We start from the raw sequence: 18,344 nt of genomic DNA on the forward strand, positions 1-18,344 counted from the left end.
GCCTCACCGGTCGGGGAGGCCTGCATCGGTCACGCCCGGGTGACGATCACGAGGCCGCTTCGAAAAGCCATGCGGGCGGCGCAGGCGGAGTTTTTCGGATCCTCCGCAGAGATCATCGACCGTACGCCCACGCCTCTTCGTGCACAGCAGAATCGAAAGAAGGACGTAGCCGCGGACTGGTCTAGGGGCCGCAAGGCCCGCGTTCCAACGTAACAAGGCGCTGATCCGGTGGCAAATCGGGGTCGAGCCCCGATCGAGGGCTCTGAGGATCTCGCGGAGCTGTTCAGGCCCGCACCGACCGGGTCACGGTGAACTTCGGGGTGCGGCGGAGCTGCTCCGTCTCCCCGACCGCCGAGACCAGCGCGCGCCGGTGGTCGAGGTGGGAGTTGAACACGGTCCAGACCTCGCCGCCCGGGCGGAGCAGGCGCGCAGCGGCGTCGATGAGCCGGCGGCCCGCTCCCTCGTGCACGCTCACGCCGAGATGGAACGGCGGGTTGAGCAGGACGAGGTCGACGGAGCCGGCCGGAAGCTCGGAGCCGGCGTCGTCGAGGGACACCGCGGCCCGGCCGGCCACGCCGTTCGCGGCCATGGTCGCGCGAGCCGAGCGCACGGCGGCGGCGGAGCGGTCCGTGGCGAGGATCCGGGCGTCCGGGTGGGCCAGGGCGAAGGCGGCGGCGAGCGCGCCCGTGCCGCAGCCGAGATCGAGCGCGGTGAACGGCCCGGGGTGCTCCCGCCGCATCCGCTCGCTCAGGACCGCGAGATCGGCGGCGCGATCCGACAGCTCCTCGAGCAGCACGCGCGTGCCGATGTCGATCCGGTCCCCCGCGAAGGCGGCGCCGTGCGCGCACAGGGTGAGCGCGGGCCAGGCTCGCGCGATGTCCGCGTGCGTCGAGCACACCGGGAACGGCGGATGCGACGGCACCGGACGCGGATCGGCGGCGAGGATGACACGCGACTTCCGCTCGGCGCGCTGCGGCTGCACCCGCCCGAAGTACCGCCCGAGCACCTCGTTCTGCGCGAGGGTCATGTGCTTGACCCGGCCGCCCGCGGCGACGACCACGCCCGGCGTCGCCCAGCGCGCGACCGCGTCGGCGATCTCCTCCAGCTCGGCGAGGCCCTTCGGCAGCTGCAGCACGACGAGCCGGGCGCCGTCGAGCAGGGTGCGGTCGAGCTCGTGGCCGGCGAAGGGCGCGGGCTCCGTCGGAAAACGGAGAGCGTCCGGATCCGTGTCGGCGTGTCCGGGCGGCGGGGAGACCGACACGCCGCGAGGCTCTCCGTTTTCCCAGGAGGGGGCGGAGCCGGGAGCGGAGCCGGGGGCCGGCCCGAACCCGTCCAGGCCCAGGGCTGCCGCGTTGTGCGCGAGCGCGCGGCGGCCCGTCACGAGGTCCTGATGCACGCGCACCCCGGACAGGCCCGCCGCGGTCAGGGCGAGGGTGAGCGCGCCGAAGCCGTCGCCGATGACCGCGATGTCGGATCCGGGCACCCCGCGCTCCGTGGCGTGGGTGATCGCGTGCGCGGCGAGGATCTCGTCGGTGGCGTCCCAGGCCTGCAGGTTCGGCGCCTCCACGTCGGGGAATCGGCGCAGCCGCGCGTAGGGGAAGTCGGGCACCCGTTCAGCGTACGCGGGGTTCGGATCCCTGCCCCCGGTCGTCCTGCGGTCTGTTCACGCCGCGCGCGCCCGGGGATACTGGAACCGATGAGCGCAACGCTGACCGTCACCGACGTCGTCCTCCCGTCCGCCCCCGTGGGGGCGCCGAATCCGCTCCCCGCCGTCGCCGCCATGCCGCAGGCGCCGTACGAGGCCTCCACCGACGGGCTGCCCGCCGAGCTCGCGGCGAACATCCGCTACGGCCAGGTGTCCTCGATCCACCCCTACCTGCTCCAGGACGGATACAGCCGCGAACGCACCCCGGCGCCGATGCGCGTCGCCGTGCTGGAGAACGAGCACCTGCGCGCCGAGTTCGCGCTCGACCTCGGCGGCCGGCTCGTGCGGCTCCTCGACAAGGCGACCGGGCGCGACCTCGTCTACCGCAACGCGATCCTGCAGCCCGCGAACCTCGCCCTCCGCAACGCCTGGTTCTCCGGCGGCGCCGAGTGGAACATCGGCATGCGCGGGCACTGGCCGCTCACCTGCGACCCGCTGTACGCCGCCGAGATCACCGGCGACGACGGCGAGCCGATCCTGCGGATGTGGGAGTATGAACGCGTGCGCGGGCTGATCCTGCAGATCGACGCGACCCTCGACGCCGACTCCCCCGCGCTGCACGTGCGGGTGCGGGTGCGCAACCCACGGGCGCTCGAGACCGGGATGTACTGGTGGACCAACATCGCCGTCGCCCAGGACGAGGGCAGCCGCGTGTTCGCCCCCGCGACGCACGCCTACATGACCGGCTACGACGGCCGGCTGGTGCGCGCGGACCTGTCCGAGGCGGATCCGCGACACCCGGCGACCGCGCCGGCCGCGGCCGACTGGTTCTTCGACCTCGAGGCGCGGCGGGATCCGTCGTTGCGCCCCTGGATCGCGGCGATCGGATCCGACGGCTCCGGCCTCGCGCACATCTCCACCGCACCGCTCCTCGGCCGCAAGCTCTTCGTCTGGGGCGCCACCACGGGCGGCCGACGCTGGTGCGACTGGCTCGGCGGCGAGACCGGCGCGTACTTCGAGATCCAGGCCGGGCTCGCCACGACCCAGTACGAGCATCTGCGCATGCCGGGTGGGGCGACGTGGGAGTGGACGGAGACGTTCCTCCCGCTGCAGGTCACGGATCCCCGGGTCGACGCGCCGTGGAGCGAGGCGACCGCAGCCGTGGGCGAACACGTGGCGCGGGCCGCCGATGCGATCGGATCCGCCGGGATCGCCCGGCTGGAGGCTGCGGCCGAGGTGGAGCCGGGCGAGCTGCTGTCGGAGGGGTCGCCGTGGGGTGCGCTGGAGCAGGAGCTCGCCGAACGCTCCGGGGCGCCGTTCACGACCCTGCCCGGGGTGCGGTTCTCCCGCACCGGCGCGGAAGGCGCATACTGGGCGGCTCTGCTGGACGGTGAGCCGGCCGCCCAAGGCGCGGATCCGAACGCCGCGCCGGCCTCGTACGTCGTCGGCGGCGACTGGGAGCGGGTCCTCGCCGAAGCCCCCGCGTCCTGGCTCACCCACTACCACCGCGCCGTCGCGGCGCACGCACACGGCGACCACGGCACCGCGATCTCGCACTACGAGGCGTCGCTGCGGCAGGCGCGCAGCCCGTGGGCCCTGCGCGGACTCGGGCTCGCTCTGCGCGCCTCGGACGGCGGCACCGCCGCCCAGGCGGAGGGCATCGTCCGGCTCGCCGAGGCACGCGAGCTCGCCTCCGGACTCGCGCCGCTCGCGCTCGAACTGGCCGAGGCGCTGCTCGCCGACGGCCGGGCCGGCGAGGCCCGCACGCTCGTCGAGACTCTGCCGGCCGCGTTGAGCGCGCACGGACGGTTCCGCCTCGTCGCGATCCGCGCCGCCCTCGCCGACGGCGATCCGGCCACGGCAGGACGGATCCTCGAGGAGCGCTTCGACGTGCCCGACCTCCGCGAGGGCGAGCTGAGCATGTCGGCGCTGTGGCACGAGGCGTTCCCGGATCGCCCGGTCCCGGCCTGGTACGACTTCGAGATGGGCATGGAGGTCTGAGGCCACCGCCCTTGGTCCGCCCTCCCTCCGCCCTTCTCCCTCCGCCCCGTCCCCCTCCGCTCCGCCCGTCCTCCCCCCTCCCTCCCTCGGAAAACGGAGAGGGACTCGGCGTGTCGGAGCGCCCGCCGGGTGGGACACGCCGTGGGCCTCTCCGTTTTCCGGCGCGGGTGTGAGGCCCGCGCTCGGGTGGAAAGCCGGCGCGATCCGTTTTCCGACGCAGGTGTGAGGCCCGCGCTCGGGTGGAAAGCCGGCGCGATCGGAGTTCCGGCGCGGGTGCTGAGGCCCGCGCGTCTCAGCCGCGGTCGAGGTCGTCGAGCAGCTGCACCGCCGCGCGGGCGTACTCGCCGATCCAGCGGTCGTGGATGCGCTTGATCGGCAGCGGCGCGAGGGTGAGGTGGCGCTCGCGGCCCTCGCGGCGGCCGATGACGAGCACGGCGCGTTCGAGCACCTTGAGGTGCTGCAGCACGGTCGTGCGATCGAGCTCGGGGAAGCACGCGCACAGCTCGCCGGTCGTCCGCGGTGCCTCGCGCAGCGCGTCCAGCATCCGGCGGCGGATCGGCGCGGCGAGCGCCTTGAAGACGAGATCGTCGTCTTCGGTTCCGTCCGCGGATGACATGTTGTAATCTTACAACATGTCTCAGAACGAAATCGCTGCGGACATGACTCCGCTCACCGAATTGTCCTTCTCCGTCTCGGGCTACGTGTCGCGTCCGCCCGCGGAGGTGTACGAGGCCGTCGCCGATCCGGCGCAGCTCTCGCGCTACTTCACGACCGGCGGCGCCCGGGGACGCCTCGACGCCGGCAGCGAGGTCTCCTGGGACTTCGCCGACTTCCCCGGCCGCTTCCCCGTCACCGTGGTCGAGGCCGCAGCCCCCGAGCGCATCGTGATCGAGTGGGCCGCCGCACCGGGCAGCAACGACAGCGGATCCACCCGCACGGTCTTCGAGTTCGCGCCCGTCGACGACGGCGCCCGCACCCTCGTCACGATCACGGAGTCGTCGTGGAGCGCCACGTCCGGCGGATCGAAGGCCGCGTTCGGGAACTGCATGGGCTGGACGGGCATGCTCGCGGCGCTCAAGGCGTGGGTCGAGCACGGGATCAACCTGCGCGAGGGCTTCTACAAGTAGGTTCCCCGGTGGCGGAGCGGAGGTGCGGATCAGCGCCGGAACCGCTCGGCGAGCGTCGCCGATGCCCTGTGGATGACATGATCCGGTCGGACCACTCGGTCTGGTTGCAGCGTGTCGTCTCGCTTCGCTCGCTCAACGACCAGGGCGCACTCGGTCCGCGTCAGTCAGCGAGCACCACGTCGTAGCCGGCGTCGCGGAGCGCGATCCGGTCCGGCTCGGCGATGCCCGCGTCGGTGAGGATCGTCGGGAACAGGTCGGATCCGCCGACCGTCGCGAAGGCCGAGGCGCCGACCTTGCCGGAGTCGGCGACGATCACCGCGCGGCGGGCGCGGCCCGCCATCATCCGGTTCACCGCCGCCTCGCGCTCGTCGTGCGTGGCCGCGCCCGACTCGGCGTCGACCGCGCTCACCCCGATGAAGGCGATGTCGAGCTTGACCCCGCGCAGCAGCTGCTCGGCGAACGGACCGACCAGCTCGTAGCTGCGCGAATGGATCACGCCCCCGGTCACGACGACCTTGATGTCGGGCCGGGTGGCGAGCTGCGCGGCGATGTTCACCGCGTTCGTGACGACCGTGAGCCCGTGCTCGGCGAGATCCTCGCGGGCGGCCAGGGCGGCCGCGATCGCGGTCGTGGTGGTGCCGCCGGAGAGGCCGACGACGGATCCCGGGGCGACGAGGGCGGAGGCGGCGCGCGCGATCCGCTCCTTCTCCTCGGTGCGCTGGTGGCTCTTGTACCGGATCGGCAGCTCGTAGGCGACGGACTGCGCGACCGCGCCGCCGTGCGTGCGGGTGAGCAGGCGACGCTCGCTGAGGCTGTCCAGGTCGCGGCGGATCGTCGCGGCCGAGGCGTCGAAGCGCTCCACGAGCTGCTCGACCGAGACGTCGCCCTGCGCGGCCAGCAGGTCCAGGATCGCGGCCAGTCGCTGGGCGCGGTTCATGCGGCTGCCCTCCCTGCCGGCTTCGGGGAGCGATGTTCGCTCCGAATTGGGGGGAACGACGACGAACATCGCTCCTCGAACACATAGGGAACGGCCGCGGACCTGGAGCGGGTCACGACGCGTCCTGCAGGGCGAACAGGCGCAGCAGCCGCGCCGCCTCCCCGGCCACCGCGTCGCGGGCGGGGGCGAGGTACTTGCGAGAGTCGACGAGGCGCTGATCCTCGTCGAGGCGCTCGCGGATCGCGCGGGTGAAGAACCCGTTCAGGTGCGTCGACACGTTGATCTTCGTCATGCCCGAGCGCACCGCGGCGGCGATCGTGTCGTCGGGGACGCCGGAGGATCCGTGCAGCACGAGCGGCACGTCGGATCCGTCGCGACCGGCGCCGCGCAGCCCGTCGCGGAGGCGGGCGATGAGGTCGAGGTCGAGCGCGGCCGAGCGGTCGAGCATCGCGTGCGAGGAACCGACGGCGACGGCGAGCGCGTCGACCCCGGTCTCCGCGACGAAGGAGCGCGCCTCGGCCGGATCCGTGCGGACGCCGGGGGCGTGCGCGCCGTCCTTGCCGCCGACCTCGCCGAGCTCGCCCTCGACGTAGACGTCGGCGGCGTGCGCCCGCTCGACGACCTGCGCGGTGAGCGCGACGTTCTCGGCGTACTCGAGCGTGCCGCCGTCGAACATGACCGAGCCGAAGCCGAGCGCGATCGCCTCGTCGACGAGCTCGGGCCGCTCGGCGTGGTCGAGGTGCACGGCGACCGGGGTCGCGGCGCGCCGGGCGACCGCGAGGGTCGCGAGTGCGATCGGCTCGAGACCGCCATGGTAGTCGGCGCAGTTCTGCGAGATCTGCAGGATGACCGGGAGCTCTGCGAGCGCCGACGCGGCGACGAGCGCCTCCGCGGTCTCCAGATGGATCACGTTGAACGCGCCGATCCCGGTGCCGCGGCGGGCGGCGTCGTGCACGAGGTCGCGGGCGGAGACGAGGGTCATCGGGGGTCCTTTCCCTGGACGGGCGGGTTGGACGGACGGAGGTCGTGCGGGGTGGGGCGGTCGAGGATCAGCGCGGCCTCGAGCTCGGGCCAGGAGGGGTGGATCTCGCCGGCGAGCGGCATGAGCACGGCGGCGGCGGACCAGGCGGTCGCGCGGCGCAGGATCTTCTCGGGATCGGTCTCGCCCTCCGCGAGCAGGACGGCGCACGCCGCGACGCCGGCGTCGCCCGCGCCGGTGGGGTTGCCCGCGAGCCGGGTCGCGAGTCGCGCGCGCACGATCTCGTCGGCGGTGACCGCGAGCATCCCGTCGGCGCCGAGCGAGAGCAGGATCAGGGACGCGCCGCGGTGCAGCAGCTCGCACGCGCCGGCAAGTGGATCCGCGATCCCCGTCGCCTCGGCCAGCTCCTGCGCGTTCGGCTTCAGGACCGTCGCGCCCGCATCGGCCGCGGCGAGCAGCGCAGGTCCGGACGTGTCGGCGATGACGATCGCACCCGCGTCCCGGCCGAGGCGGATGAGGGACGGGAGAAGGTCGTCCGGGGCGCCGGGAGGGAGGGATCCGGAGACCACGAGGACGGGGCGAGCACCGACGGATCCGGCACCCTTCCCCGGGGTCGTTGAGCGAGCACCGACGGAGTCGGAGCGAGACGAAACGCGGTCGTCTTCGGAGACGCCGCGTTTCGTCTCGGTCTCGCTGCGCTCGTCCTCGCTCAACGACCCCGAAACAGAACCGCTGCGCTCGTCCTCGCTCAACGACCGCAGGACCGCAGCCCGCAGCGCGTCCCACTCCGCGTCCGTCGGGTTCACGCCGCGCTCGTTCACGACCGTGGTGTCGCCGAGGTGCTCGTCGACGAGGGCGACGCTGCGGCGGGTGGCGGCGTGCACGGGCACGAGCTCGTGCGGCACGCCGGCCGCGGCCAGCTCCGCGGCGAACTCGGTGCCGGTCGCGCCGCCGGCGGTCGCGAGCGCGACCACGGCGGCGCCCTGGGCGTGCGCGACCCGGGCGACGTTCAGGCCCTTGCCGCCCGCACGGGCGGCTCCCATGTCGGCGCGGTGCGTGCCGCCGGGCACGATCCGCTCGACGTGCCAGGTGAGGTCGAGGGCGGGGTTCGGGGTGACGGTGACGATCATGCGATCTCCCTCGCGCGCAGGGCGGCGCCGAGTATCCCGGCGTTGCCCCGCAGCTGTGCCGGGACCAGGTCGGGGATCCGGTGGAAGCTGAGGCGTGCCGCGAGCCGGGCGCGCAGCTCGTCGAACAGGGCGCCGCCCGCGCGGGAGAGCCCGCCGGCGATCACGATGGCCTGCGGGGCGACGACGGCGGTGAGCTGCGCGAGCGACAGGGCGAGCGCGTCGAGCGCCTCGTTCCACACTCGCGCGGCGATCTCGTCGCCGGCCGCGGCCCGCTCGATGACCTCCTTGGCGCCGTCCACCCGCTCGCCGGACTGCTCGGCGTAGCGGCGGGCGATCGCGCCGGCCGAGGCGATCGCCTCGAGGCAGCCACGTGCGCCGCACGCGCAGACCGGCTCGTCGGCGACCGGCGAGTGACCGACCTCGCCGGCGTAGCCGCCCGCAGTGAACGGCTTGCCGCCGAGCAGCAGTGCCCCGGCGATCCCCGTGCCGATGATGAGCACGATCGAGTCCGGATAAGGACGCGCCCCGCCGAGCACGTGCTCGGCCCAGCCGCCCGTGCGGACGTCGTGGTCGAACGCGACGGGCAGCCCGAACGCCTCCTCCGCGAGCGCGCGGATCGGGGCGTCCCGCCAGCCCATGTTGCTCGCGAACACGCCGATCCCGGCGACCTCGTCGACGATCCCCGGCACGACGAGCCCGACCGCGGCGGGCACGACGTCGGGGTGCTCCTCGCGCAGCTGTGCCGCGAGCTCGAGGAGCCGCGCGATCAGCCGCTCGGGCAGGTCGGCGCCGGGCTCGGGCGTGGGCGTGCGGCGCAGCCCGAGCGCGGTGCCGTCGACGTCGAACAGCGCCGACTTGATGTCGGTGCCGCCCACGTCGAACGCGAGCACGGCGGAGCCGGATCCGAGCTCCGCGGGCTCCACGACCCGCGAGACATCACTTTCGACATGAGACACCGCGACAGGCCTGATGTCTCGTGCCGAATGTGGTTTCTCGCGGGAAGGATCGCCCTCGCGGGAAGAATCGCCCTCGCGGGAAGGGTCGCCCTCAGAGGAGGTCATGGCGGATCCGGTCAGGCGTCGAGGATGACCGAGCGGGTGAGATTGCGCGGCTCGTCGGGGTTGAGGCCCTTCGCGAGCGCGCGGTCGAGGGCGACGCGGTGCAGCCGGGCGAGGTCGGCCATCGGATCGATCGGGTGCTGCACGAAGCGGCCGCCGGTCGCGGCGACCTGGGCGTCGAGGCCCTCGGGCGCGACGCCGAACTGCCAGGTGATGCGGCCGGGCGCGGCGATCGCGATCGGACCGTGCCGGTAGTCCATCGAGGGGTAGGACTCGGTCCAGGACTGCGAGGACTCCCGCATCTTCAGCGCGGCCTCGTGCGCGAGGCCGATCGTCCAGCCGCGGCCGAGGAACGTGTACTGCTCGGCGCCGGCGAGGGTCTCGTCGACGTCCGACAGGGCGAGGCGGGCATCGCCGATCGCACCGGTGAGGTCCTCCCCGAGGGAGGCGCGGAACAGCGCGAGGGCGGTCGTCGCGAAGCGGGTCTGCACGACCGACTGCTCGTCGGCGAACGGCAGCAGGATCGCGTCGTCGACCATGCTCACGAGCGGGGAGGTCACGTCGCCGATGACACCGACCACGCGCGGAGCGGATCCGCCCCTCTTCCTCAGCTCGGAGACGAGCTCGAGCACCTCGGTGGTCGTGCCGGACCGGGTGAGCGCCACGACGGAGTCGTAGCCGCGGTCCATGAACGCCTCGCTCGCGGCGTAGGCGTCGGTGATGCCGAAGCCGGCGGTCTCGCGCAGGGCGGCGTAGGACTGCGCCATGAACCACGAGGTGCCGCAGCCGATCACGGCGACGCGCTCGCCCTTCGCGGGCAGCAGCCTCTGCTCGGCGCGCATGGCGGCTGCGCGCTCCCAGGTGTCGGGCTGCGAGTCGAGCTCGGCGCGCATGTGGGCGCCCGGTGCGAGGCTCTGGTTCGGATCGGTCATGGCGTTCGTCCTCCTCGGGGAGCGGGCGTGGTGCGAGCAGTCAGGATCCGCGTGGATGCGCGAACATGCAAGATCTTACGCCAAAACAATCACTTTCCGTCACCCCGAGTTTTGGATCCGGGCAGGATCGAGCGACGCGGCGTCCTCGACGAGCCTCGTCACCTCCGTCGCACGCGCCGGCACGTCCCGAATCCGACTGCGTTCAGTCGCCGTCCCGCGAGACGGGCCGCACGCGGGCGATGGCGATCCGCCCGATCCCCTCGACCTCGATCGTCTCCGACCCGTCGCTCAGCACGGCATCCTCGCTGTCGAAGCGCTCGCCGTTCACGCGAAGGTCGCCATCGAGCGCGATCACCGCGGTCACCTCGCCGGTGAGGCTGCTGACGAGACGGCTGCGCTCCACGACCTCGCACACGAGAGAGGCCGCCCCGAACTCCCGGCGCACCATGACGTTGAGATCCTGACTCGGCGCCGTGACACCCACCGCACTCACGTCCGTCTCACCGGCGAAGGGAATCGTCTCGAAGCGCGGGATGCTCTGCCGCACACCGTCCACGAGCAGTTCCAGGCCGCCCGCGCTCAGCGGCATCAGCAGCCGGTCCACACCCGGGTACGCCGAGAAGTCGCCGTCCCCGTCGATGCGCGCGATGCTGAGTCGCCAGTCGAAGTCGGCGTTCGCGGATGCCGGGGCCACCGCGATCTCACTGGTCTGTCCGCCGCCGTTGCGCCAGGGCGTGACGAGGCGCTCCGATCGAGTGAGAAGTCTCATCGTGAGAACGCCCCCAGACCGCGGGCGAGGAGCTGCGCGGGTTCTTCGCCGGAAGCCAGCACACCGTCAGTGACCACGACGCGGCCCCCGACGAACACGCGCGTCAGGTCGGAGGCGGTGGCGGCGAAGATCAGCTGCTCCGGGTCGGCGCCGACGGTGCGCAGCGAGTCGGTCCGCACCTCGATGAGATCAGCGGGGCCGCCCGGCTCCAACGGGCCCTGCGCCCAGCCGAGCGAGCGATAGCCGCCGCTGCCTGCCGCATGGAGCGCCTCGGCCGGGCTGAACCGCCCACGCGCACCCGAAGCGAGTCGGTCCTGCATCTCCAACGCACGCATCTCCAGCATCGCATCCACCACGGCGTTCTGATCCGAGCCGAGCGCGAGCGTCGCTCCGGCGTCCTTCAGCGCCCTCGCCGGACCGATGCCGTCACCGAGATCCGCCTCGGTCGTCGGGCACATCACGACCGAGACCCCCGCCCCGCCGAGCAGCTCGATGTCACGATCGGTGAGATGCGTCGCGTGCACAGCGCTGAGCCGCGGAGACAGCACCCCGCGCTCCGCCAGCAGTTCGGTGGGTGTCGCTCCGTAGGTCGCGAGGCTCGCCTCGTTCTCCGCCGGCTGCTCGGAAAGATGGATGTGCACCGGCACATCCCCGGGAAGCCCGGCGACGATCCGCGAGATCTCATCCGGGGTGAGAGCGCGCACCGAGTGAAGAGCGGCACCGAGTCGAGGGATCCGGCCACGCAGCTCCGACCAGCGCTCGAGGTACCGTTCGGCGCTGTCGTCCCCGAACCTCTGCTGCTCGGGGCTCAACGGCTGTCCGATCCCGCCCTGAAGATAGGCGGTGTCCAGAAGGGTGAGCCGGATGCCGACATCGGCTGCGGCAGCGGAGATCGCCTCTTCCATGTCGTGAGCCGCATACCGCGATCCATCGGGCCGATGGTGCGCGTAGTGGAACTCCCCCACGGCCGTGTAGCCCGCGGTGAGCATCTCTGCGAAGACGGCCCTGGCCAGCTCGTGGTAGTTCTCGGGGTCGAGTCGGCCGGCTGCTTCGTACATCTGCCGCCGCCAGACCCAGAAGTCACCCCCATCGGCGTGCGTGCGCCCGCGCAGCACCCGATGGAAGGCGTGGGAATGGGCATTGCCCACCCCGGGCAGCACCGTGCCCAGACTGATGTCGTCCGGCCGGACATCGGTGTCCGCCGTGATCGACGCCACCATCCCCTCGGCGTCGACCTCGATGCGCACCCGCTCACGCGTGCCGGATGCGGTGACCAGCCGCTCGCACCACAGGCTCACAGCAGGCCCTTCAAGACGGTGACGAGGGCCTCGATCCCCTCGAGGCAGTCATCGAGCTCGGCGAACTCCTGGGGAGCGTGCGAGATGCCGGTGGGGTTGCGCACGAAGATCATCCCGGTGGGTACGGCCGCCGCCAGGACGCCCGCGTCGTGCCCGGCCCCCGAGGGAAGCGCGGGCACACCGCCGAGGGCCGCCTGGAGTCTCGCCGCGAGGTCTGCGTCGAAGGCGACCTCGGGCGACCAGGAGTTCTCCTCGAACTCGGAGGCCCCGACCCGCTGGGCGATGTCGGCCACCAGGTCGCGCGTCTCGTCGTCGCTGCCCGCCCGGGCGTCCAGCGTCATCGTCACGGTCGAGGCGATCACGTTCGATCCCCCCGGGACGGCGGAGATGCGTCCGACGGTCGCCCGCGCCCCCGGCGCCGCGAGCGCCGCCTCCCGGATCTCGAGCACGGCACGCGCCGCGGTCACCATCGGATCATCACGGTCGGTCATGAGCGTCGCCCCGGCGTGGTTGCCCTGACCGCGGAACGTCAGGGTCCATCGTCCATGGGCGAGGATGCTGCTGGCGATCGCCGTGGCCGAACCGAGTTCGATCAGACCCCGGCCCTGCTCGACGTGAAGCTCGAGGAACAGGCCGATCCGGCGTAGGGACTCCTCATCGCGACCGATGTGCGCGGCGTCGAAGCCCACCCGCCGGGCGGCATCGGCGTAGCTCTGCCCCTCGGCGTCCACCAGCGCCCGCACACGATCCGGCGAGATCGCACCGGCCATGAGCGCGGAGCCGAGACAGGCGACGCCGAAGCGCGAGCCTTCCTCCTCGGCGAAGACGAGGATCGCGAAGGGGCGAGAGGGAGCGAATCCGTCCCGCTTCAGCGCGGCCACCGCTTCCAGTGCGCTGACGACTCCCAGCGGTCCGTCGAAGGCACCGCCACCAGGAACGCTGTCCAGGTGGCTCCCGGTGACGATCGCGTCATCGCCGGGAGCGCCCCACCATGCCCAGATGTTCGCGTTGCGGTCGTACTCGATCGCGAGCCCGAGCTGCTCGGCGCGCTCGACGAACCAGCTGCGCAGCTGCATGTCGGAGTCGTTCCACAGGTGGCGGGAGTAGCCGCCGCGGACTCCGTCCCGACCGACGCCGTCGATCTGATCGAGTCCGGCGAGCTGGCCGTGGGCAACACCTTCTGTCATTGGTCGATCTCTCCCTCTTGATGTCCGTTGATAAACCCCGGTTCGCACGAGAACGCCGGCGCTGCAGGGCCCCGGACCAACGTGGATCCGGCCTGACGCATCGTCGGTCGATTCGTCGTTCGAACGTCATCGCGAAGGTGTTCGGTGCGGGCTTCCACCTCGTCACCCAGCGTGCCCGACCCCGCTCGGCCGGTCAAGCAAACGCGTCCGGGGAGAGCGCACGTCCGCGCCGCAGCGCCGGGTCGCCGAAGACCCGCCCCTCGAACCCGCGGGATCAGCGGGACTCGGCGGCCTCGGTGTGGTGGCGGATGACCTCGGCGACGACGAAGTTGAACCACTTCTCCGCGAACTCGGGGTCGAGGTGCGCCTCCTCGGCGAGCGCGCGCAGCCGGGCGGTCTGCTGCTCCTCGCGGTTCGGGTCCGAGGGCGGCATCGCGTGCTCGGCCTTCAGCACGCCGACCTGCTGGGTGCAGCGGAAACGCTCCGCCAGCATGAAGATCAGGGCCGCGTCGATGTTGTCGATGCTCGCGCGCAGGCGCGCCAGCTCGGCCTGGGGATCGATTGCGGTCATGGGAGGCTCCTCACCGAGCGGCGGACGTGCGATCCCTCCGACGATAACGCCTCCCACCCTCGTATTGCGTTTGTGTTCCGATCGTCACGAAGTCCTCGTTTTCCGCACTCCGGGAAACCCCCGATCAGGCCACGCAGCGGCGCACCCCCTCCCCTACAGTGAAGCCATGACCGACGAAGACCGCACGCCCGACAAGGCCTCCGCCGAGGACGCGGCGCTCACGACCACCGCCGTGCAGGCCGAGACCCCGGCGGACGAGACCCCGGTCACGCGCTCGCGGTACGTCGAGGCGACCCCGCCGCGGGCATCCTTCTGGACCAGGATCGACAAGCCGTTCGCGTTCGGGTTCCTCATGACGCTCGGTGCGCTCGGCGCGATCCTGCTCGGCCTCGCCCTGTCGAGCCTGTCGACCGTCCTCATCTACATCGCCTTCGCCCTTTTCGCCGCGCTCGGGCTCGACCCGGCTGTGCGCTGGCTCGAGCGGCGCGGACTGTCCCGTGCCTGGTCGGTGGTCTGCGTGATCGTGGCTCTCGCGATCGTCCTGGCGATCATCATCCTGGCGATCCTGCCGACCGTGATCGACCAGATCGCGTCGTTCATCTCGTCGATCCCCGGCACGATCAGGGCGTTCCTGAAGAGCGACTTCTACCACGGCCTCGAGCAGCAGTTCGGCGTCGGTCTGACCGACGTCGTGAGCGAGATCCAGAAGTATCTGAGCGACCCCAGCAAGCTCGCCCAGCTCGGCGGCGGAGCGCTGCAGCTCGGCGGCGCGGCCCTGCAGATCGGTGCCGCGATCGCGACCGGGCTCTCCGGCGCGCTGATCGTGCTCGTGCTGACCCTGTACTTCCTCGCGACGCTGCCGACGATGAAGGCCGGGCTGATCCGCCTCGCCGCCGCCCGCGACCGCGAGGGCATCGGCGCGATCACGGATCAGATCACCGAGTCGGTCGGCGGATACGTCATGGGCATGGTGTCGCTCGCGTTCATCAACGCGGTGATCGTGTTCATCCTCTACCTCGTGCTGGGGCTGCCGTTCCCGCCCCTGATGGCGACGGTCGCGTTCCTGATCACGCTCATCCCGCTCGTCGGATCCGTGCTGTTCTGGATCATCGGCAGCGGCATCGCCCTGTTCACCTCGCCGGTGCTGGCACTGATCTTCGCGCTCGTCTACCTCGTGTACATGCAGTTGGAGGCGTACGTCATCACGCCGCGGGTGATGAACAAGGCGATCTCGATCCCCGGATCGCTCGTCGTGATCGGCGCGCTCGTCGGCGGCACCCTGCTGGGCCTGCTCGGCGCGCTCATCGCCGTGCCGGTGACGGCGTCGATCCTGATCATCATCAAGCAGGTGTGGATCCCGCGGCAGGACGCGCGGGTCTGAGAGCACGGCCGCGGTGCGACGTATTCGGATCGCGGCATGCGGGCGGGCGTAGCGTGACACCCAGCGATCGGCATCCGCCCTTGGCTTCCACAGCTCAAGGGCTCCGATCGAGGAGAACATCATCTCCCTTCTCACCCATACCCCGGCCGCGTCGCTCGGTCCGGTGCGGCAGACCTATGCCGGCACCGCTGAGTTCCCGCCCATGGCGCGGGCGTACACCGAGGTGTCGCGCGTCGTCCGCGAGACGGGTCTGCTGCGGCGGGCACCCGTGTTCTACGGCCTCGTCGCCGCGGCGCTGACGCTCTGCTTCGCCGGCTGCGTCGCCGGCTTCGTGCTGCTCGGCGACAGCTGGTTCCAGCTGCTCATCGCCGCCGCGCTCGGCATCCTCTTCACCCAGGTCGCCTTTCTGGCCCATGAGGCGGCGCATCGGCAGATCCTCGCCAGCGGACCCGCCAACCTGCGCCTCGCCCGGATCCTCGGCGGCGTCGTGGGCATGAGCTACTCCTGGTGGGACTCGAAGCACACCCGCCACCACGGCAATCCGAACCGGGTGGGCAAGGACCCCGACATCGACGTCGACACGATCTCCTTCCTCGACGAGGACGCGGCCCGATCCCGCGGGCTCGTCCGGCTGATCACCCGGAAGCAGGGCTGGCTCTTCTTCCCGCTGCTGACCCTGGAAGGGCTCAACCTGCATGCCCTCAGCGTGCGGCATCTGCTCTCCTCCCGCGATGTCCCCGGCCGGTGGCAGGAGCTCGGGCTGCTCGCCGTCCGCTTCGCGGTGGTCCTGGTGCCGGTGTTCCTCCTGCTCCCGCTGGGCATGGCCTTCGCCTTCCTCGGGGTCCAGCTCGCCGTGTTCGGCGTGTACATGGGCTCCTCCTTCGCGCCGAACCACAAGGGGATGCCGATCATCGCGGCCGACGCGCGGCTGGACTTCTTCAGCAAGCAGGTGCGCACGTCGCGCAACATCACCGGCGGATGGTGGGCGACCTGGCTGATGGGCGGGTTGAACTACCAGGTCGAGCATCACCTCTTCCCGAACATGCCGCGGATCCACCTCTCCCGCGCCCGCGAGATCGTGCGCGAGCACTGCGCCACGAACGACGTGCCCTACACCGAGACGTCGCTGCTGCGCTCCTACGCGATCGTCATCGCCTACCTCAACCGGGTCGGCCTCGCGGCGCGGGATCCGTTCGACTGTCCGGTCACCGCGACGTACCGCCGGGCGTGATGCCGGCCTCCTGCGCGGCACCGCACGCCTAGGCTGAGCCCATGACGCGGATCTGGGTGGTGCGGCACGGGCAGAGCCTGCTGAACGCCGCCGAGCGCATGCAGGGCTGGTCCGACGCGCCGCTGACCCCGGCCGGGCAGGAGCAGGCCGCCGCGCGCGGCCGCGACTTCGCCGCCGCCGGGGTGCGGTTCGACGCCGCGTTCTCGGGCGACGGCATCCGGCACCGCGAGACCGCGGCGGGGCTGCTGGACGCTGCCGGATCCGACCTGCGGGCGCTGGCCGACCCGCGCTGGCGGGAGCTCTGCTTCGGCCGGCTCGAGGCCATCCCTGTGCGCAAGTTCTTCCGCCTCACGCAGGCCTACGCGACCGCTGAGCGCCCGTTCATCGCGACGCTCGAGGCCCTCGCCGAGACGGACCCGCTGGCCGAGTCCCCCGCCCAGGTGGCCGCCCGCGCTCTCGAGGCGCTGCACGACGTGGCGGGCGCCGGATCCGAGGTGCTCGTCGTCACGAGCGGCATCACGATCATGTCGCTCATGCAGATCCTCGGCGCCGACCTGGCGCACCTGAAGACCGGCCCGGCCAACCTGTCCGTGTCGACCGTGCACCGCCACGACGACGGGTGGCGGATCGAGCGGGTCGCGGATCCGGATCCGTTCGCTCGCGCTGCAGTTCTCTGACCGGGCTCTCGCTCGCGCTGCAGTTCCCCGGCCACGCGCCACCACTATCCACTGTGATGTCTCAGGACTTCGGTGACGGTTCTGTATCAGGACATCGGTGACAGTTGGTGTCTCAGGACATCGGTGACAGTGGGCGTCTTCTGGGGGCCGATCCTCGGGGTCTGCCGTTGCCGACGTAGCGGGTGCCGGGTTGTGGCCAGGGGTGTTCGATGATGAGGGTGCCGCGCTCGTCGAAGATCATGATCAGGGCGGGGTTCCAGATCGCGTGGACTTGAGTGCCGGCGAACTCGTTCCCGAGTTGGAATGTGGTGCCGCGGATGCTGATGTCGCCGTGCGTGCGGACGATCCGGACGGCATCTCCAGTCGCCCCGGGATGGGTGGCAGCGTCAGGGTCTGGCTCTGGCGCGGGAGCTTTCGGTGTCGCGTCCCAGGCCTGTTGCGGGGTGCTCCGACCGGGAAGCGCCTGGTGCGGGCGCTCGGTGTTGTAGATCACGTCGAACCGGTCCACGAGATGTTGGAGTTCCTCGATCGTCCCGGCGAGGGGCTGCTTGTCCAACCATCGGAACAGGGTCTGGTGGAATCGCTCGTTCTTGCCCTGGGTCATGGGGTGCCCGGGCTTCCCGGTGATCGCGACGACGCCGAGCGTGCTCACGTAGGCGACGAGCTGACTGACGATGCCGCGGCGGTGCGGGTTCAATGCGGCACCGTTATCCGTGAGGAGCCGCTGCGGGACCCCATGCCGGGCGATCCCCTTCTCCATCACCGTGACCGCGCCCTTGCTCGTCTCCGCCCTCGCGACATGCGACGCGACCGCGAGACGAGCATGATCATCGGTGAGCTGGAAGATCACGCAGGTCCGTCCGCCCGCGAGGACGTACTCGGTCGCATCGAGTTGCCAGCACGCGTTCGGAGCGGGATACACGAACCGTCGGAACGCGGACCGCGGCTTCTTCTTTGGCTCCACCCGGGCGACGCCCGCTTCGCGGAAGATCCGTGCGAGTGAGGCGATCGACGGGGTCGTGAATCCCATCGATGTCATCTTGTCGTGCACGCTGATCGGCCCGTAGTCGAGCCCGGATCGCTCCAGCGCTGCCCGCACGTCCAGCGCGCTCCGCTTCACCTCCTCGCCGATCTTCGCCGGCGACGCGGACGGACGACGAGACTGCGGCTCCAGCACCGCCGCCGGGCCCTTCTCCCGCGCACGAGCGAGCAGCACATAGAACGTCTTCCGCGAGATCTCGTGCTCTCGACAAAACGACGTCACCGCCCCACGCGGAGCATCCGCAGGCCAACGAGAGATCGCGAGACGGACACGCGCATCAACAGGTTCATTCTTCGACACCGCTCAATCTGAGCCGAGAAGTGTCACCACCAAGACCCCCAGAACTGTCACCGATGTCCTGATACAGAACCGTCACCGA

General features: G+C 71.5%; 17 protein-coding genes. 5 read left to right on the forward strand and 12 right to left on the reverse strand.

Going from position 1 to position 18,344, the window contains the following annotated elements; genetic code table 11:
* Nucleotides 1-283 precede the first annotated feature (283 nt).
* Complete coding sequence (locus RBR11_RS14505; protein WP_308490084.1) at nt 284-1,609, reverse strand: class I SAM-dependent methyltransferase; 1,326 nt, start codon at nt 1,607-1,609, stop codon at nt 284-286.
* A gap of 87 nt (nt 1,610-1,696) precedes the next feature.
* Between RBR11_RS14505 and RBR11_RS14510 the strand changes: the two genes are divergently transcribed.
* Nucleotides 1,697-3,646, forward strand: coding sequence for a DUF5107 domain-containing protein (locus RBR11_RS14510; protein ID WP_308490085.1), 1,950 nt, complete (start codon nt 1,697-1,699; stop codon nt 3,644-3,646).
* 292 nt (nt 3,647-3,938) lie between these two features.
* On the opposite strand, the gene RBR11_RS14515 is transcribed toward RBR11_RS14510, so the two are convergent.
* Nucleotides 3,939-4,262: an ArsR/SmtB family transcription factor gene (locus RBR11_RS14515; RefSeq protein ID WP_308490086.1), complete on the reverse strand. Its 324-nt coding sequence runs from the start codon at nt 4,260-4,262 to the stop codon at nt 3,939-3,941.
* Nucleotides 4,263-4,278: 16 nt separating this feature from the next.
* Here RBR11_RS14515 and RBR11_RS14520 point away from each other — a divergent pair, with 16 nt between their 5' ends.
* Entirely contained in the window at nt 4,279-4,773 is a 495-nt protein-coding gene (locus RBR11_RS14520; RefSeq protein WP_308490087.1) for an SRPBCC domain-containing protein, read from the forward strand.
* Between the two features lie 160 nt (nt 4,774-4,933).
* Here RBR11_RS14520 and RBR11_RS14525 read toward each other — a convergent pair whose 3' ends face one another.
* The 9 genes from RBR11_RS14525 to RBR11_RS14565 form a co-directional block, all read right to left on the reverse strand.
* The gene (locus RBR11_RS14525; RefSeq protein WP_308490088.1) at nt 4,934-5,710 is read right to left on the reverse strand and encodes a DeoR/GlpR family DNA-binding transcription regulator; all 777 of its coding nucleotides are present in this window, start codon (nt 5,708-5,710) and stop codon (nt 4,934-4,936) included.
* A 112-nt stretch (nt 5,711-5,822) separates the two neighbouring features.
* Nucleotides 5,823-6,692 (reverse strand): class II fructose-bisphosphate aldolase, encoded by an 870-nt coding sequence (locus RBR11_RS14530; protein ID WP_308490089.1) that lies wholly within the window; start codon nt 6,690-6,692, stop codon nt 5,823-5,825.
* A complete protein-coding gene (locus RBR11_RS14535; RefSeq protein ID WP_308490090.1) occupies nt 6,689-7,819 on the reverse strand; it encodes a 1-phosphofructokinase family hexose kinase in 1,131 nt (376 codons plus the stop codon). The genes RBR11_RS14530 and RBR11_RS14535 overlap by 4 nt, the downstream gene beginning before the upstream one ends.
* Nucleotides 7,816-8,775: an ROK family protein gene (locus RBR11_RS14540; RefSeq protein ID WP_308490091.1), complete on the reverse strand. Its 960-nt coding sequence runs from the start codon at nt 8,773-8,775 to the stop codon at nt 7,816-7,818. The genes RBR11_RS14535 and RBR11_RS14540 overlap by 4 nt, the downstream gene beginning before the upstream one ends.
* A gap of 116 nt (nt 8,776-8,891) precedes the next feature.
* Complete coding sequence (locus tag RBR11_RS14545) at nt 8,892-9,809, reverse strand: SIS domain-containing protein (protein ID WP_308490092.1); 918 nt, start codon at nt 9,807-9,809, stop codon at nt 8,892-8,894.
* A 202-nt stretch (nt 9,810-10,011) separates the two neighbouring features.
* The gene (locus tag RBR11_RS14550; protein ID WP_308490093.1) at nt 10,012-10,578 is read right to left on the reverse strand and encodes a HutD/Ves family protein; all 567 of its coding nucleotides are present in this window, start codon (nt 10,576-10,578) and stop codon (nt 10,012-10,014) included.
* On the reverse strand, nt 10,575-11,876 hold the full coding sequence (locus RBR11_RS14555; RefSeq protein WP_308490094.1) for a formimidoylglutamate deiminase: 1,302 nt from the start codon (nt 11,874-11,876) through the stop codon (nt 10,575-10,577). Before RBR11_RS14555 ends, RBR11_RS14550 begins: the two co-directional genes overlap by 4 nt.
* Nucleotides 11,873-13,063: an allantoate amidohydrolase gene (locus tag RBR11_RS14560; protein ID WP_308490095.1), complete on the reverse strand. Its 1,191-nt coding sequence runs from the start codon at nt 13,061-13,063 to the stop codon at nt 11,873-11,875. The genes RBR11_RS14555 and RBR11_RS14560 overlap by 4 nt, the downstream gene beginning before the upstream one ends.
* Before the next feature lie 274 nt (nt 13,064-13,337).
* Nucleotides 13,338-13,634, reverse strand: coding sequence for a chorismate mutase (locus RBR11_RS14565; RefSeq protein ID WP_308490096.1), 297 nt, complete (start codon nt 13,632-13,634; stop codon nt 13,338-13,340).
* 166 nt (nt 13,635-13,800) lie between these two features.
* Here RBR11_RS14565 and RBR11_RS14570 point away from each other — a divergent pair, with 166 nt between their 5' ends.
* From RBR11_RS14570 to RBR11_RS14580, 3 genes are all read left to right on the forward strand, one after another.
* A complete protein-coding gene (locus tag RBR11_RS14570) occupies nt 13,801-15,015 on the forward strand; it encodes an AI-2E family transporter (protein WP_308490097.1) in 1,215 nt (404 codons plus the stop codon).
* Between the two features lie 106 nt (nt 15,016-15,121).
* Nucleotides 15,122-16,246: a fatty acid desaturase family protein gene (locus tag RBR11_RS14575; protein ID WP_308490101.1), complete on the forward strand. Its 1,125-nt coding sequence runs from the start codon at nt 15,122-15,124 to the stop codon at nt 16,244-16,246.
* A gap of 41 nt (nt 16,247-16,287) precedes the next feature.
* The gene (locus RBR11_RS14580) at nt 16,288-16,923 is read left to right on the forward strand and encodes a histidine phosphatase family protein (protein WP_308490098.1); all 636 of its coding nucleotides are present in this window, start codon (nt 16,288-16,290) and stop codon (nt 16,921-16,923) included.
* Nucleotides 16,924-17,035: 112 nt separating this feature from the next.
* Here the strand turns inward: RBR11_RS14580 and RBR11_RS14585 are convergent, their stop codons facing one another.
* Nucleotides 17,036-18,265, reverse strand: a complete 1,230-nt coding sequence (locus tag RBR11_RS14585) for an integrase core domain-containing protein (protein WP_419956798.1) — start codon at nt 18,263-18,265, stop codon at nt 17,036-17,038.
* Nucleotides 18,266-18,344: the final 79 nt, after the last annotated feature.

It is taken from the genome of Microbacterium capsulatum (assembly GCF_030865425.1).
GTDB classification, from domain to species: domain Bacteria; phylum Actinomycetota; class Actinomycetes; order Actinomycetales; family Microbacteriaceae; genus Microbacterium; species Microbacterium capsulatum.

Bases quoted from the DNA above. Each gene is read 5' to 3' on its own strand.
- RBR11_RS14515 (WP_308490086.1), bottom strand. From the start codon at position 4,262: ATGTCATCCGCGGACGGAACCGAAGACGACGATCTCGTCTTCAAGGCG.
- RBR11_RS14545 (WP_308490092.1), bottom strand. From the start codon at position 9,809: ATGACCGATCCGAACCAGAGCCTCGCACCGGGCGCCCACATGCGCGCC.
- RBR11_RS14560 (WP_308490095.1), bottom strand. From the start codon at position 13,063: ATGACAGAAGGTGTTGCCCACGGCCAGCTCGCCGGACTCGATCAGATC.
- RBR11_RS14520 (WP_308490087.1), top strand. From the start codon at position 4,279: ATGTCTCAGAACGAAATCGCTGCGGACATGACTCCGCTCACCGAATTG.
- RBR11_RS14570 (WP_308490097.1), top strand. From the start codon at position 13,801: ATGACCGACGAAGACCGCACGCCCGACAAGGCCTCCGCCGAGGACGCG.
- RBR11_RS14550 (WP_308490093.1), bottom strand. From the start codon at position 10,578: ATGAGACTTCTCACTCGATCGGAGCGCCTCGTCACGCCCTGGCGCAAC.
- RBR11_RS14580 (WP_308490098.1), top strand. From the start codon at position 16,288: ATGACGCGGATCTGGGTGGTGCGGCACGGGCAGAGCCTGCTGAACGCC.
- RBR11_RS14535 (WP_308490090.1), bottom strand. From the start codon at position 7,819: ATGATCGTCACCGTCACCCCGAACCCCGCCCTCGACCTCACCTGGCAC.
- RBR11_RS14510 (WP_308490085.1), top strand. From the start codon at position 1,697: ATGAGCGCAACGCTGACCGTCACCGACGTCGTCCTCCCGTCCGCCCCC.
- RBR11_RS14530 (WP_308490089.1), bottom strand. From the start codon at position 6,692: ATGACCCTCGTCTCCGCCCGCGACCTCGTGCACGACGCCGCCCGCCGC.
- RBR11_RS14565 (WP_308490096.1), bottom strand. From the start codon at position 13,634: ATGACCGCAATCGATCCCCAGGCCGAGCTGGCGCGCCTGCGCGCGAGC.
- RBR11_RS14525 (WP_308490088.1), bottom strand. From the start codon at position 5,710: ATGAACCGCGCCCAGCGACTGGCCGCGATCCTGGACCTGCTGGCCGCG.